Source organism: Streptomyces cathayae, from assembly GCF_029760955.1.
In the GTDB taxonomy this organism is placed as follows: Bacteria; Actinomycetota; Actinomycetes; order Streptomycetales; family Streptomycetaceae; genus Streptomyces; species Streptomyces cathayae.
Window position 1 is genome coordinate 7092980 of sequence record NZ_CP121682.1, and the last position, 14625, is coordinate 7107604.

Consider the following 14625-nt stretch of genomic DNA (forward strand, 5'->3'; position numbering starts at 1 on the left):
GACGGACGCGACGCCGACCACGCCGATCACGGGGCGGACACCGTGGGTACGGAGCCCCGCACCGCGGACCGACACGGACACCCCGCCGGGCCGGGACAGCGCGAACGCTTCTTTGTGGGAAGGCGTACCGGTCAGGGAGCCAGGGAGAAACAGTCCTCCTCCAGGGTTCGCAGAACCGCCCGGTGCCCCAGCGGTCCTTCGCTGTCGGAGCCGCCGAACAGGCGGAGAGCCAGAACGAAGCAGACCACCGCGCGGGCCGGGAGAAGCCTGCGGCGGCGCCCGCTCTTCCGGTCGACTCCAGTACTTCGTCGACCCGTGGACGGCCCGCCGCGTGAAAGCGCGAGGCTAGTCGTACCGGCGAAGGGTCCGTGTCGCGAGCTCGCGGATCCGGTCACGGGCTTCGGGGGGATCGGTCACGGTGAGGTCGTCCGCGAAGGGCAGCAACTGGCGCACGTCCTCGATCTCCCGGCATGCCACCGTGATCGTGGCTTCCTCGCCTTCGTGGGACCGCACGGTCAGACGGGAACCGAGGATGCGCCTGGCGCGATCGAGCTGGCGGGCGGCGAGTCGTGCGTGTATCCGGACGGCATCGCTCGTCTCCCAGCGCGAGGTCAGTTCCGTCACCACGTCGGCGAGGGCCGTTCCGGGGCGCAACCGGCGCGGGGCGCGCATCGGTCGCCATTCGACAAGCCGTTCAAGGGCGTACAGCCGGGGAACTCCCGAGCGATCGGCGACGAGGTACCACCGGCCCGCTTTGGCCAGCAGGCCGTACGGATCGACGACCTGCCAGGCCGGCTCGACGTCCTCGGAACGCCGGTAGCGGATGCGCAGCCGCACACCGCGGCGTACGTCACCGACGACGGCGCTCGGATCGGCCCCCTCGGCGTCCCGGCCGAACCAGGGCCTGTTGTCGGTGGTGACGACAGCGCTGATCGGCAGTCGAGACGACGCCGGATGTCGCCGTGCCGCGACCTTCGCTCGGGCCCGGCGGCTCTCGGTACCGGCGCCCAGCTGGTGGCGCTGCTCGTCGTCCAGACCGTGGAGCACGAGATGGTCGCGCTCGGTCGGGGTGAGCCGCGAGGTGTCGAGCGCGCCACCGGGCAGCAGCGTCACCCCGCCCCAGCGGCCGCGCTCGACCAGTATCGGAAAGCCCGCCTCCTGCAGCCATCGCAGGTCCCGCAGCACGGTGCGCACCGAGACCCCGACCCGCTCCGCGAGAACGGCCGTGGTGATGACCTCGCGGGTCTGGAGGGCCAGCAACAGGGAGAAGAAGCGATCCGGGGTCATGACGCCGAGGTTCTCACGGGAACACGACAGGATCTGTCATGTATGACCGGCAGGCTCCTCTCGCCCGGACCGACCGGACCGACCGGACCGACCGGACCGACCGGATCGACCGGCAGAACCGAAGGAGCCACTCATGGCAGTCCCGAACATGGTCATCGTCCACGTCTCCGACGCACCGGCGTCCGCCCGCTTCTACGCGGAACTGTTCGACATCGAGCCGAGCTTCGAAACGCCCAGGTTCATCTCGTTCCCCCTCACCGACGGGTTCGACCTGGCCCTGTGGAGCGGGGTCTCGGGCCATCTGACGGCGCCGCGCACCAGTGAACTGTGCGTGACCGTGAACGGCGGTCCCGAACAGATCGACCAGCAGTTCCGGGACTGGACGGCGAAGGGCGTCAAGACGGTGGAGGAACCCCACGACGAGGTGTTCGGCCGTACATTCGTCGTCGCCGACCCCGACGGCAACCTGATCCGGGTGGCACCCGTCGACTGACGCCCCCTGCCGGCGGCACGCGGCTCCGCGGTCCCCGACCGTCCCGGGGTTCGGCCGCGCACCCTGGCGGGCGCATTCGCCTGCACCGAGGCCGGGGGGACCACGCTGCGGATCGACGGAGCCGAGACCAGGCCCACCGACCCCGGGCCGACCGGCCCGGACGGGGGTGAGGACATCCCGCTTCCGGCTGCCGCCCGGGGGAGCGACCTTCCTTCACCCGGGCCAGGCCGGTGGGGGCGTGGTTGAGCCGGGCTTTCCTCCAGACCGGCAGGGTCGGCCGGACCAGGGTCCTGCGCGGGTGTCTCTCGCCCGCACGGAGGAGGGCGACGGGCAGGTCGCCCGCGTACGCGACCGCCCGGGCCGGGCGGGACCGACTGCCGGTCGCCCGGGTGCCTCCGTGGGACCACCGAGCGGCGGGGCGGGTCACCTCTTGACCGCGACACCGCACACGGAGACGTCGGCCGTGTCCTCCTCGGCCCGGTCGGCGTCCGGGCGCCAGGCGGTCGTGGACACGACCCCCGGCTCCACCGGATCCAGACCGGCGAAGAAGGAGGCGATCTTCTGCGGCGAGCGCAGGTGGTAGGTGTTGGCCGACTGCCCGTTGTAGACCCCGACCGCGGTGTTGAGCGCCTCGTTGGTGTTCGTGCCGTCGCTCAGGGCCAGGTAGCTGCCCGGGGGCAGGGCCGACATCAGCGTGCTCACCAGATCGGCGGGGCGCTCGGCGTCGGAGAGCTGCCCCATGACGCCCAGCATGGTCAGGGCGACCGGGCGGCTGAGGTCCAGGGTCTTCGCCGCCTCGGCGAGGATGTGTTCCGGGTCCCTGGCGTCGGCGTCGATGTAGGCGCAGGCGCCCTCGGTGCTGCTGGTGAGCAGGGCGTGGGCGTGCACCAGGACGAGGGGGTCGTTGTCGACGTACACGATGCGGCTCTCCGGCGCGATGCGCTGGGCCAGTTCGTGGGTGTTGTCGGCGGTGGGCAGTCCGCTCCCGATGTCGAGGAACTGGCGGACACCGGCCTCGCCCGCGAGGAAGCGCACGGCGCGCGCGAGGAACCTCCGCTGCAGCCGTGCGACGGCGGCGAACTCCGGAAAGGTCTTCAGGATGACCTCACCGGCCTCGCTGTCGACGGGGTAGTTGTCCTTGCCTCCCAGCAGGTAGTTCCAGACACGGGCGGAGTGCGGACGATCGGTCTGCAGCCTGTCCCTGACTTCTTCACGCGGGTGAGTCATGGGGAAAGCTTCACACAGAGCTGTGCATCCGTAGGTCAACTACCGTGATACCGGCTTGACTTCGCTCGGGCTGAGGAACGTCGCCAGGGCCGCGACGGCCCGCTGGTGGCCGGACATCCACAGCACCGTCAAAAGATACGGAACCCTTGGCGCAGCCAACCGGGGAAGGGGCGGGCATGGCGCGGACGAGGACCCGACGGGGCGCGGCCACGTCCAGCGAGCCATGGCCAAGCTGCATGCCCGGGACCGCGCCCGTGTCCCTCTGTACGAAACCGGAGCACTCCATGCGGCGCGAAGCGGCGGAGAACTGCTGCGGATGTGCTGTTTCAGACGGCGGACCAGCCGTCGTCGACCGGAAGGATCGCGCCGTTGACGTTGCTCGCGGCATCCGAGGCGAGGAACAGGATCACCGCCGCCTGCTCCTCGGGCTGCGAGACACGGCCGAGGTTGACGAAGTGCGGGCCCAGTGCCGCCGGACCGTGTGCCGTTCGATCGGCGTCCACCGTGATGGCGGTCGCGGTGCCGCCCGGGCAGATCGCGTTGGCACGGATGCCGTTCTTGCGGTACATCACCGCCAGCGACTTCGTCAGCCCCACCACACCGTGCTTGGCGGCCGTGTACGCGGCGCCCGCCGCGCTGCCGCGCAGGGAGGCCTCGGAGGCGGTGTTCACGATGGCGCCGCGTCTGGCGGCCAGCATGAGCGGCAGCACGGCACGGGTCAGCATGAAGGGCGCGGTGAGGTTGACCCGGATGAGCCGTTCCCATTCGGCGTCGCTCACGTCGGCCAGTGCCGACATGCCGTCCATGATCCCGGCGTTGTTGACCAGGACGTCGACGCCGCCGAACCGTTCCGCGGCCGTCGCCGTCACCCGATCGACGACGGTCTGTTCGCTCAGATCACCCGTGACGGCCACCGCCGTGCGGCCGGCCTTCTCGATCTCCTCGACGACCGCGGCGGCCCCCTCGGCATTGAGGTCCGCCACCACGACGCGGTCCCCCTGAGCGGCGAACGCGAGCGCGGCCGCACGTCCTATGCCGGATCCCGCTCCGGTGACGATCACGCTGCGTCCGTTCCGCTCGCCGGTCATGAAGTGCTCCGTCCAGTGAAGTGCCGACGCGGTGGACCGGTGTCGCACCGCGGCAGCAGCCTACTTCTTTATGTCTCTAAGTGACATAAAGTCTGTGTGGAGAATGGACGCACCATGGACCACCGCAGCCGGAGGGACGGATGACCGCATCCCGTGGACGGACGGGGCGCCCCCCGTTGACCGAGGAACGCAAGGCCGCCATCCGGCTGGAGATCGCCGGTGCCGCGGTCGACCTGTTCATCACCCAGGGCGTCGCCGCGACCACGGGTGAGCAGATCGGGCAGGCGGTCGGCGTCTCGGCGCGGACCGTCTGGCGCTACTTCCCCACCAAGGAGAGCTGCGTACGGCCGCTGCTGACGACCGGTGTCGACACGATCGCCACCGCCCTGCGGCGGTGGAGCCCCGGCAGGCCTCTGCAGGACGCCTTCGACCACCTGTGGACCACCGACGTGCTTCTGCCCGGACCGGACGTCGGCGCCCTGCTGCGCCTGGCCCGGACCGAACCGGGTCTGCGCGCCGTCTGGCTGCAGACGCACGACGAGGCGGAACCCGTCTTCTCGCGCGCCCTCGCCGAGCGGGCCGGACTGCCCGCCGATGACGTGCGGCCGGCCGTGTGGGCCGCGATGCTCAATGCCGCCCTGCGCGCGGCCGTCGAACACCACGCCTACCGAACGGCAGGGCCCGACACCGGTTCCGCGGCCGCCCGGGCCGACCTCGTGTCGACCGTACGGACCGCTCTGGCCGTCGCGGCGACCGGCATCGCCTGACCTCGTCAGGTACGCACTCCTTCCGTCCGTACGCGGGGGCATCGGGTCATGTCCACCGGAGCGGCCGTCGAAGACACCGCTCCAGCGGACGTGACCACCGCGTTCCGCGCGGGGCGCGGTCACGGCGGTTGCCGCAGGGGCACCCTTTCCCGTGAGCACGGGGAGCCGTTCTGTGGGGAGCCGTGCTATGCCGTCTCCCGGTAGGCCGCCGCCTCCTCCAGGTCCAGCCGCCGCAGCAGGGTGCGCAGCATCTCGTCGTCGAGGTAGCGGGCGTCGCGGAGTCTGACGAACACGTCACGCTCCGCGCTGATCATCTCCCGCGACAGCCGCCGGTAGGTGTCGTCCACGGACTCCCCGGTGACCGGGTTGGTCTGGCCCAGACGTTCCCAGACGGCGTTGCGGCGGCGCTCCAGGACGGTGCGCAGCCGGTCGGCGAGCGGGGCCGGAAGGGCGTTGCGCTCGTCGGACAGGAGCTCGTCCAGCCGCTGCTCGGCGATCCGCGAGGCCTGCGCCTGGGCGTTGGCCTCCGCGAGGGTCTCGGCCTGGACGTCGCGCCCGGGGAGCTTCAGCAGGCGGATCAGCGGGGGCAGCGTCAGCCCCTGCACCACCAGCGTGCCGATGACCGTGGTGAAGGTCAGGAAGAGCAGCAGGTTGCGCTGCGGGAAGCCGGTGCCGCCGGCGGTGAGCGGGATCGAGAAGGCGATGGCCAGCGAGACCACGCCGCGCATGCCGGCCCAGGCGATGACGAACGGCGACTTCCAGCCGGGTCTCCCCTCGCGTTCCCGGATCCGGGCCGACAGCAGCGGTGGCAGAAAGGTGGCCGGGTACACCCACACGAACCGCGCGACGACGACCACTGCGAAGACGGCCAGCGCGTACCAGAGGGCCTCGGCGCCCGCGTACTCCCCGAGTCCCCTGAGGACGATCGGCAGTTGCAGCCCGATGAGCGCGAACACGGCGGCCTCCAGGACGAACGCCACCATCTTCCACACCGCCTCCTCCTGGAGCCGGGTGGCGAAATCGACCTCCCACGCACGGTGTCCCAGGTAGAGCGCGACGACCACGACCGCGATGACCCCGGAGGCGTGCACCTGCTCGGCGGCGGCGTAGGCGACGAACGGGATCAGCAGGGAGAGCGTGTTCTGCAGCAGCGCCTCCTTCACATGGGTGCGCAGCCAGTGCAGCGGAACCATCAGCAGCAGACCGACCACGAGGCCGCCGAACGCCGCGAGCAGGAACTCGCCGATCCCCCCGGCCCAGGTCGTGCCCTCGCCGATGGCCGCCGCCAGGGCCACCCGGAACGCGGTGATCGCGGTGGCGTCGTTCAGCAGGGACTCGCCCTGGAGGATCGTGGTGATCCGGGACGGCAGTCCGACCCGGCGCGCCACCGCCGTCGCCGCGACCGCGTCCGGCGGGGCCACCACGGCACCGAACACCAGAGCCGCGGTGAGCGGCAGACCCGGCACGAGCAGGTACAGGGCCCAGCCGACGACGAGGGTCGCGAACAGCACGTACCCCACCGACAGCAGCGCGACCGGCCGCAACTGCGCCCGCAGACCGAGGTAGGAGCTGTCGGTGGCAGCCGTGTACAGCAGCGGGGGCAGGATGAGCGGAAGGACGATGTGCGGGTCGAGCGTGTAGACGGGCACACCGGGCACGTAGCTGACCGCGAGGCCGGCGGCGACCACCAGCAGCGGGGCCGGCACCGGAGTGCGTCTGGCGGCGGCGGAGAGCGTGGCACTGCCCGCCACCAGCAGCAACAGCGGCATCACGTCCATGCCGTGCCCACCTCCGAATCTCCGCGCAGCGATCCGTGCAACCGTCGTAATCTGGCCATCATGAAACAGTGCACGCACGCCGACGCGCTGCCGCTCCCGGAACCCGCCCCGCTCACCGAGACGTGTCCGGAGTGTCTGCGGGACGGCACGGATCCGGTGCAGTTGCGCCTGTGTCTCAGCTGCGGTCACATCGGCTGCTGCGACTCGTCGCTGGGACGGCACGCGACGGGGCACCACCGGGCGACGGGTCACCCCGTGATACGGACCCACGAGCCCGGAGAGAACTGGCGCTGGTGCTTCGTCGACCAGGTGCTCGTGTGACCGGAGGGTTCGACCGTCCGGTGTCCGGGTACGCCGATCCGGCGCACGCTCTTCCCGATGATCGTCAGCGGGAAGAGCGTCACGCCAGGGGATAGGGCGGCGGGGTGCCGCCGAACGCCGGGCAGAAGCTCTGATAGCCGCACCAGTCGCAGAGCCGACTCGGGCTGGGCTGCCACTCGCCCGTCGCCACCGCCTGCTGGATCGCCGCCCACAGCGCCTGCAGCTTCCGCTCCACCGCCCGCAGGTCCGCCTCGTCCGGGTCGTACGTCACCACGTCGCCGCTGCCCAGGTAGACCAACTGGAGGCGGCGCGGTACCACCCCGCGCCGCCTCCACAGGACCAGGGCGTAGAACTTCATCTGGAACATGGCCCGGTACTCGAAGTCCGGTGGGGGCGCCCGGCCGGTCTTGTAGTCCACCACGCGGATCTCACCGGTCGGGGCGACGTCCACCCGGTCGATGATCCCGCGCAGTTCGAGACCCGACTCCAGCACCGTCTCCACGTGCAGTTCGCGCCCGGCGGGCTCCAACCGGTTCGGGTCCTCCATCCGGAAGTACCGGTCGAGCAGCTGTTCCGCCTCGGCCAGCCAGGCGGCCAGCGACGCGCCGTCCGCGTCCTCCGGGAAGAGGCCGGCCAGCTCGGGCCGTCTGCTCAGCAGCCGCTCCCACTCCGGACGCAGCAACGCGCGGGCGCGGCCCGGGGTGCGCTGCCCGGCCGGCACGTCGAAGAGCCGCTCCAGCACCGCGTGCACCACGGCGCCCCGGGCCGCCGCCTCGTTCGGTGGCTCCGGCAGCTTGTCGATCACCCGGAGCCGGTAGCGCAGCGGGCAGGTCATGAAGTCGTCCGCACGCGAGGGCGACAGCGACGACGGCCTCCTCGGGGCGGACCGAGGTGTCGGGGGCGGGGCCGCGTCCGATGCGGCGGAACTCTCGGACGGAGGCATACTCCGACCCTACGCCGGGCCCTTCCCGAGTCCACCGGACCGGTTCCGAGGCGATCGGTCCGGACGGTTCCTGGCGGCCACGACCTTTCCTCGTACACCTGTTCGAGTTACCATGAAATCCTGGCCAGAGTGGACATATGGGGAAATGTGCACTTCATGGGCCGGGGCCCGCGGAAGATCTTCCCGTGTCCGCATCGGGCTCCGCAGACGGGGTCCGTCTGCGGAGCCCGATGCGCCCGGAGGGCCCGTCCCGCACCCGCACGACTTCAAAGGGGCACGATCCGATGATCGCCTTCGTCAGCGGCACGGTCGCCGCGCTCGCCCCCGACGCCGCGGTCGTCGAGGTCGGCGGCGTCGGCATGGCCGTCCAATGCACGCCCAACACGCTGTCCGCGTTCCGCATCGGCAGGCAGGCCAGGCTGGCCGTCTCCCTGGTGGTGCGCGAGGACTCGCTCACCCTGTACGGCTTCGCGGACGACGACGAGCGGCAGGTCTTCGAGCTGCTGCAGACCGCCAGCAGCGTGGGCCCGCGCCTGGCCCAGGCCATGCTCGCCGTGCACACCCCGGACGCGCTGCGCCGGGCGGTCGCCCAAGGCGACGAGAAGACGCTCACCGCCGTGCCCGGCATCGGCAAGAGGGGTGCCCAGCGGCTGCTGCTGGAGCTCGCCGGCCGGCTCGGCGAGCCGGCCGGGGCCGCCGAGACCGGCCACCCGGCCGGCGCCGCCGCTCCCGCGCCCTGGAGCGAACAGCTGCGCGCGGCGCTCGTCGGCCTCGGGTACTCCGCGCACGAGGCCGAGGAGGCGATCGCGGCCGTCACCCCCGCCGCCGAGGCCGCCGCGGCCGACGGTGCCGCCCCGAGGGTGTCGCAGCTGCTGCGTGCCGCCCTGCGCACCCTGAACCGCGCCCGCTGAGAGGAGTGGACCGCATGACCCGGGACGAAGCCGAAACCGCCGCCCTCATCGGACGGCTCGTCAGCCCCGCCGCGGAGCGGTTGGTGGGGTCTGTCGCCGACGGGGAGGACCAGGCCGTCGAGGCCGCCCTGCGGCCCAAGGACCTGGACGAGTTCATCGGCCAGGAGAAGGTCCGCGAGCAGCTCGACCTGGTGCTGCGCGCCGCCCGCGCGCGGGGTGCCACCGCCGACCACGTGCTGCTGTCCGGCGCCCCCGGTCTCGGCAAGACCACCCTCTCCATGATCATCGCGGCCGAGATGGAAGCCCCCATCCGCATCACCTCCGGCCCGGCCATCCAGCACGCCGGCGACCTCGCGGCGATCCTGTCCTCCCTCCAGGAGGGTGAGGTCCTCTTCCTCGACGAGATCCACCGGATGTCCCGGCCCGCCGAGGAGATGCTGTACATGGCGATGGAGGACTTCCGCGTCGACGTCATCGTCGGCAAGGGGCTGGGTGCGACCGCCATCCCCCTCGAACTGCCCCCGTTCACCCTGGTCGGCGCCACCGTGCGGGCGGGTCTGCTGCCGCCCCCGCTGCGCGACCGCTTCGGCTTCACCGCGCACATGGAGTTCTACGAGCCCACCGAGCTGGAGCGGGTGATCCACCGCTCGGCCCGGCTGCTGGAGGTGGAGACGACGCCCGAGGGGGTTGCCGAGATCGCCGGCCGTTCGCGCGGCACCCCCCGCATCGCCAACCGCCTCCTGCGCCGGGTCCGGGACTACGCCCAGGTCAGGGCCGACGGCGTGGTCACCCGCGAGATCGCCACGGCGGCCCTGGCGGTCTACGAGGTCGACGGCCGCGGCCTGGACCGGCTCGACCGGGCGGTGCTGGAGGCCCTGATCAAGCTGTTCGGCGGGGGACCGGTCGGCCTGTCCACGCTCGCGGTCGCGGTGGGGGAGGAACGGGAGACCGTCGCGGAGGTGGCCGAGCCGTTCCTGGTCCGGGAGGGCCTGCTGGCCCGCACCCTGCGCGGCCGGATCGCCACGCCCGCCGCGTGGGAGCACTTCGGTCTCGTGCCACCGGGGCGCTGACGCGGGCGCGCTCATTCCGGCACTTGAAGACGATAGATGACCTTCTGTCCACTTTTTCTGAGGAAAGTGTTGATTTCACCCCCTGTTCGCGCCTAGCGTGGGATTCCCATCGGTTTCGAACAGGTATTCGAACTGAGGCGTCGGCCGTGTGGGTGCACGTCTTGCCGGGTGAGGACCGTGTTCCGTCCCTCCCCAAGCCCACCCCGAACCGCCGTCGGATGCGCCAGAGGAGAACGGCGTGAACAGCTTCACCTTCACCCCCGCAACCAAGGAGCAGGCCAAGGCCCGCATCGCGCTCACCGGACCCACCGGGTCGGGCAAGACCTACAGCGCGCTCGTCATCGGCACCGGGATCGGCGACCGGATCGCCCTGATCGACACCGAGCACGGCAGCGCTTCCAAGTACGCCGACGAGTTCGCTTTCGACACCCTCCCGCTCGCGACGTTCGAACCCCCCGCGCTCGTCGAGGCGCTCGCGGTGGCCGCCCACGAGGGCTACGACGTCGTGATCGTCGACTCGCTCACGCACTTCTGGTCCGGCTCGGGCGGGATGCTGGAGCAGGTCGACAACGCCGCGAAGCGCGTCGCGGGAGGCAACACCTTCGCGGGCTGGCGGGAGGCCCGCCCCCTGGAGCGGGCGATGATCGACGCCCTGCTCGCCTACCCCGGTCATCTCATCGCCACCATGCGCACCAAGACCGAGTACGTGGTGGAGGCGGACGAGCGCGGGCGCAAGGTGCCGCGCAAGGTCGGGCTCAAGCCCGAGCAGCGGGAGGGCATCGAGTACGAGTTCGACATCGTCGGCGACCTCGACCACGAGAACACCCTGGTGATCTCCAAGTCCCGGGCGAAGCCACTCGCCGGGCTCGTCGTCCGCAAGCCGGATGCGGCGTTCGCCGAGGCCGTCCTGGACTGGCTCAACGCCGGCAAGCCCACCCCGAGCGCGTCCGACTACCTCATGACCGCCACCGCCCCGCACACCACCTACGAGGAGCTCCGCGGCCTCTACGAGGAGGTGCGCCGGCACAACCTGCTCGCCGCCGCCGTCCTGGACCCCGACGGGGGCTCGACCACGCTGGGCGAGCTCATCGTGCGCCGCGGCACCGAGGCGAAGAAAGAGGCGGGAAAGCAGACCGAGCAGACAGGGCGGACCGAGCGGACCGAGCGGACCGAGCGGACCGAGCGGAAGGGTGAGGCAGCGTGAACCTCCGGGACCGCGCCACCCGGGTCGTCGTGCTCAGGGTGCTGCGCGACGCGGTGGAGGCCGAGTACCGGGCCGAGCGCCGCGCGGTCCTCGACGGGCTGCGCGCGGCTCGCGCCGAGCTCGCCCTCAAGTCGATGCGGGTGACCCTGCCGGACGACATCCCGATCGCCACCCTCACGCTCATCGACCCCCAGCCGACGGTCGTGGTCGCCGACGAGGACGCCTTCACCGCCTGGGTGGCCGTGAACCACCCCGGCGAGGTGGAGACCCTGGTCCGGGTGCGCCCCGCCTGGAGGCGGGAGTTCTTCGGCCGGCTCGCCTGCTTCGACCCGGTCGCCGACCCGCACACCGGCGAGGTGATCCCGGGACTGGCGGTGGAGCCGGCCTCCGAACCGCGTTCGTTCAGCCTGCGGCCCGTGCCCGGCGGAGTGGAACGGGTCGCCCGTGCCTGGCACACCGGCGAGATCGACCTGCGCTGGCTGCTCGCCCTCGGCGGTGGCGAGACGTGATGACCACCGCCACGGCGCGCTCCGACAGGGACCTGCCCGCCACTCTGTGGTTCCTGATCTCACAAGCCGGTCACCTCGGCTGCGGCCGCTGGAGTCTCGAGAGCGACGGGCGGCTGCGCTGCGCCTGCGGGACCGTCCTGTACCTGTACCGGCAGGCGGCGGACGGGGCGGGAGACGGGGCACCGGCACCCACCGGGACGCGACCCCGCGGAAGGGAGGAACAGATGACGCCGACCGAGACCGCGGAACTCGCCGCCCTGGTCGCGGCGATGTGCCCGTCGATGCATCTGGAGGAGACCGCGACGGACGCCTGGCACCTCCTGCTCGCCGACCTGGACATCGCCGACACGCGGGAAGCCGTGATCCGGCTGGGCCGCAGACAGTCCCCCATCGACGCCGCCGACATCCGTGCCGAGGTGCACGCGATCCGGGAGGAGCGGCTCGCCCGCGACCCACTGCCGCTCCCGGACGCCGACCCGGACGACCCGCACCGCTACCGCGCGGAACTCCTCGCGATCGTGACCGCGATCGCCTCGGGACAGCGTGTCAAGCGGGCACCCGCCGTCCCGGCCCAGTCGTCGCCCGCCCCCGTCGGACGCTCGAGGCGCGACCTCCGTGCCCACGCCCTTCGCGTGCCCTGCCCCTGGTGCCGGGCCGCCGCCGGCCGCCCCTGTACCGTCCCCCGGCTCGGCATCCCGATGAAGAACGCTCCGGCCCATGCGTCGAGGCTCATCGCGGCGGGGCCTGACGAACGAGAAGAGCGAGAAGAGCGAGGAGAACCAGAGGAACCAGAGGAACCAGAGGGACAAGGAGAGCGAGGCGAGAAGGGGCCGGGCAGTGCGCCCGGGGAGCCCCCGGAACGGCAGCGTTGTCGTCGGACAGTCAACTCCCCCCGTCCGTTCGTGCGTTAGGAGTACCTCTCATGGTCGGCGAGACCGTCGTCACCGTCGTCGGCAACCTGACCGACGACCCCGAAATCCGCACCACCCCGTCCGGCGACGCGGTCACACACTTCACCGTCGCCTCCACGCCCCGCACCTTCGACCGGCAGAGCAACGAGTGGAGGGACGCCGACACGCTGTTCCTGCGCTGCTCGGCCTGGCGGCAGACGGCGGAACACGTCGCGCAGTCCCTGGCACGCGGCACCCGCGTCATCGTCCAGGGGCGGCTGCACCAGCGGACGTACGAGACCAGGGAAGGCGAGAAGCGGACCGTCATCGAACTGGAGGCCCTGGAGATCGGCCCCTCCCTGCGCTACGCCGCCGCGACGGTCAGCAGGACTCCGCGCGTGGGCGTGCCCGACGGCACCCTCTTCGACACCGTCCCGCCCGCACCGAACGACGCGCCGGGCGCTCCCGACGGGGACGAAAGCGCCTCCCGCGAGCACCACAGCCCCACGTTCCCTTTCTGACCCGGGTGAAGCCCCGCCGGGTGATCGTCATGAAGGACCTTCCGCCAAACGGCCAGGCACGGCTCGAGAACTGGACCCCGGCCGCCGCCATCGGCCTGACCTGCACCGACTGCCATCCCGAATACCGGGAGACCGCCCCGAGGTGGGGGCGGGTCGTCGGTGCCGGCCAGGGGCTCGAAGAACTCGAAGAAGGGGACCGAGAGCTGCCGCGATCGAAGAGCACGTATCCGACATGTGCGCAGGGAAGGCGCACAGAACCCCCAGGGTGGCGACCATGAAGGAACAGGACCGCGAGCAGGCGCTCGAACTCGCCCTCGCCCAGATCGAGAAGCGGTTCGGCCAGGGCTCGGTCATGCGCCTCGGCGACGACCCCTGGACCCCCATCGAGGTCATCCCGACCGGCTCCCTCGCCCTCGACGTGGCCCTCGGCATGGGAGGCCTGCCGCGTGGGCGGGTCGTGGAGATCTACGGCCCGGAGATGAGCGGGAAAACCACCATCGCGCTGCACGCCATAGCCAACGTGCAGCGGGCCGGCGGGACCGCGGTGTTCATCGACGCCGAGTACGGCCTCGACGTCGAATACGCGAAGAGGCTCGGCGTCGACATCGACGACCTGATCCTGTCCCAGCCGGACACCGGCGAGCAGGCGCTGGAGATCGCCGACACGCTGATCCGCTCCGGTGCCGTCGACCTCATCGTGATCGACTCCGTGGCGGCGCTGGTGCCGCGCGCGGAGATCGAGGGCGAGATGGGCGACTCGCACGTGGGCCTGCAGGCCCGGCTGATGAGCCAGGCGCTGCGGAAGATCGCCGGCGCGCTCAGCCAGTCGAGGACCACGATGATCTTCATCAACCAGCTGCGCGAGAAGATCGGTGTGATGTTCGGCTCCCCGGAGACCACCACCGGTGGCCGGGCGCTGAAGTTCTACGCCTCGGTGCGCATCGACATCCGCCGGATCGAGACCCTCAAGAGCGGCACCGAGGCGGTCGGCAACCGCACCCGCTGCAAGATCGCCAAGAACAAGATCGCACCGCCCTTCAAGCAGGCCGAGTTCGACATCCTCTACGGCCGGGGCATCAGCCGCGAGGGCGGGCTGATCGACATGGGTATCGAACACGGCTTCGTCCGCAAGGCCGGTGCCTGGTACACCTACGAGGGCGACCAGCTCGGCCAGGGCAAGGAGAACGCCCGCGCCTTCCTCAAGGACAACCCCGACCTCGCCGACGAGATCGAGAAGAAGATCCTGGAGAAGCTCGGCATCGGGGTGCGGCCGGAGACTCCTCCGGCGGAGTCGGCGGAGTCGGCGGAGTCGGCGGAGTCAGCGGAGCCCGGCGCCGACGCCGTCCCCGCGGTCTCCATCGGCCTCACGAGGGCGCCGGCCGACCACGCGGGGCTCCACCTGTAGGAGATCCGCGTGAGCGCCGGCGCCCTCGCGCCGACCCGTTGACTCCGCCGCGCCCGCCAGGTCCAGCGCGCTGTCCGTCGCCGTTTCGGTGGCGCGCTTCCGGCCCGCGCAACTCGCCGCCGTGTGGTCGAATCGTCCGTGGGGGGAAGAGCAAACCCTGGAGGGGCCCGGAGCCGACCGTGCACCGCGCCCGCCTCACGGTGGCCGGGTT

15 protein-coding genes are annotated in these 14625 nt (G+C 71.5%); 10 read left to right on the forward strand and 5 right to left on the reverse strand.

The annotated features are described in order from the left end of the window. Window positions 1-345 precede the first annotated feature (345 nt). A complete protein-coding gene (locus tag PYS65_RS32520; RefSeq protein ID WP_279337533.1) occupies window positions 346-1287 on the reverse strand; it encodes a helix-turn-helix transcriptional regulator in 942 nt (313 codons plus the stop codon). Between the two features lie 133 nt (window positions 1288-1420). On the opposite strand from PYS65_RS32520, the gene PYS65_RS32525 reads away from it, so the two are divergent. Beyond that, the gene (locus PYS65_RS32525; protein WP_279337534.1) at window positions 1421-1780 is read left to right on the forward strand and encodes a VOC family protein; all 360 of its coding nucleotides are present in this window, start codon (window positions 1421-1423) and stop codon (window positions 1778-1780) included. A 423-nt stretch (window positions 1781-2203) separates the two neighbouring features. Here the strand turns inward: PYS65_RS32525 and PYS65_RS32530 are convergent, their stop codons facing one another. Together PYS65_RS32530 and PYS65_RS32535 are read right to left on the reverse strand one after the other, a co-directional pair. Beyond that, on the reverse strand, window positions 2204-3007 hold the full coding sequence (locus PYS65_RS32530) for an SAM-dependent methyltransferase (RefSeq protein WP_279337536.1): 804 nt from the start codon (window positions 3005-3007) through the stop codon (window positions 2204-2206). Between the two features lie 326 nt (window positions 3008-3333). Further along, the gene (locus PYS65_RS32535; protein WP_279337537.1) at window positions 3334-4095 is read right to left on the reverse strand and encodes an SDR family NAD(P)-dependent oxidoreductase; all 762 of its coding nucleotides are present in this window, start codon (window positions 4093-4095) and stop codon (window positions 3334-3336) included. A gap of 140 nt (window positions 4096-4235) precedes the next feature. Here PYS65_RS32535 and PYS65_RS32540 point away from each other — a divergent pair, with 140 nt between their 5' ends. Then, window positions 4236-4862 carry a TetR/AcrR family transcriptional regulator gene (locus PYS65_RS32540; protein ID WP_279337538.1) on the forward strand — a complete coding sequence of 209 codons (627 nt, stop codon included), beginning with the start codon at window positions 4236-4238 and terminating at the stop codon, window positions 4860-4862. A 185-nt stretch (window positions 4863-5047) separates the two neighbouring features. Here PYS65_RS32540 and PYS65_RS32545 read toward each other — a convergent pair whose 3' ends face one another. Further along, window positions 5048-6640, reverse strand: a complete 1593-nt coding sequence (locus PYS65_RS32545) for a Na+/H+ antiporter (RefSeq protein WP_279337539.1) — start codon at window positions 6638-6640, stop codon at window positions 5048-5050. A gap of 60 nt (window positions 6641-6700) precedes the next feature. Between PYS65_RS32545 and PYS65_RS32550 the strand changes: the two genes are divergently transcribed. Beyond that, complete coding sequence (locus PYS65_RS32550; RefSeq protein ID WP_279337540.1) at window positions 6701-6961, forward strand: UBP-type zinc finger domain-containing protein; 261 nt, start codon at window positions 6701-6703, stop codon at window positions 6959-6961. A gap of 79 nt (window positions 6962-7040) precedes the next feature. Here PYS65_RS32550 and PYS65_RS32555 read toward each other — a convergent pair whose 3' ends face one another. Further along, on the reverse strand, window positions 7041-7904 hold the full coding sequence (locus PYS65_RS32555; protein ID WP_279337541.1) for a RecB family exonuclease: 864 nt from the start codon (window positions 7902-7904) through the stop codon (window positions 7041-7043). Window positions 7905-8188: 284 nt separating this feature from the next. On the opposite strand from PYS65_RS32555, the gene ruvA reads away from it, so the two are divergent. The 7 genes from ruvA (at window position 8189) to recA (ending at window position 14414) form a co-directional block, all read left to right on the forward strand. Beyond that, window positions 8189-8815: a Holliday junction branch migration protein RuvA gene (gene ruvA, locus PYS65_RS32560; RefSeq protein WP_279337542.1), complete on the forward strand. Its 627-nt coding sequence runs from the start codon at window positions 8189-8191 to the stop codon at window positions 8813-8815. Between the two features lie 14 nt (window positions 8816-8829). Beyond that, complete coding sequence (gene ruvB / locus PYS65_RS32565) at window positions 8830-9885, forward strand: Holliday junction branch migration DNA helicase RuvB (RefSeq protein ID WP_279337543.1); 1056 nt, start codon at window positions 8830-8832, stop codon at window positions 9883-9885. Between the two features lie 238 nt (window positions 9886-10123). Next, window positions 10124-11089, forward strand: coding sequence for an ATP-binding protein (locus PYS65_RS32570; protein ID WP_279337544.1), 966 nt, complete (start codon window positions 10124-10126; stop codon window positions 11087-11089). Beyond that, window positions 11086-11598, forward strand: a complete 513-nt coding sequence (locus PYS65_RS32575; protein WP_279337545.1) for a hypothetical protein — start codon at window positions 11086-11088, stop codon at window positions 11596-11598. Before PYS65_RS32570 ends, PYS65_RS32575 begins: the two co-directional genes overlap by 4 nt. Beyond that, window positions 11598-12509 (forward strand): zinc finger domain-containing protein, encoded by a 912-nt coding sequence (locus PYS65_RS32580; protein ID WP_279337546.1) that lies wholly within the window; start codon window positions 11598-11600, stop codon window positions 12507-12509. Before PYS65_RS32575 ends, PYS65_RS32580 begins: the two co-directional genes overlap by 1 nt. Before the next feature lie 11 nt (window positions 12510-12520). Then, entirely contained in the window at window positions 12521-13009 is a 489-nt protein-coding gene (locus tag PYS65_RS32585) for a single-stranded DNA-binding protein (protein ID WP_279337547.1), read from the forward strand. 274 nt (window positions 13010-13283) lie between these two features. Continuing rightward, window positions 13284-14414: a recombinase RecA gene (gene recA, locus PYS65_RS32590; protein ID WP_279337548.1), complete on the forward strand. Its 1131-nt coding sequence runs from the start codon at window positions 13284-13286 to the stop codon at window positions 14412-14414. Window positions 14415-14625 lie beyond the last annotated feature (211 nt).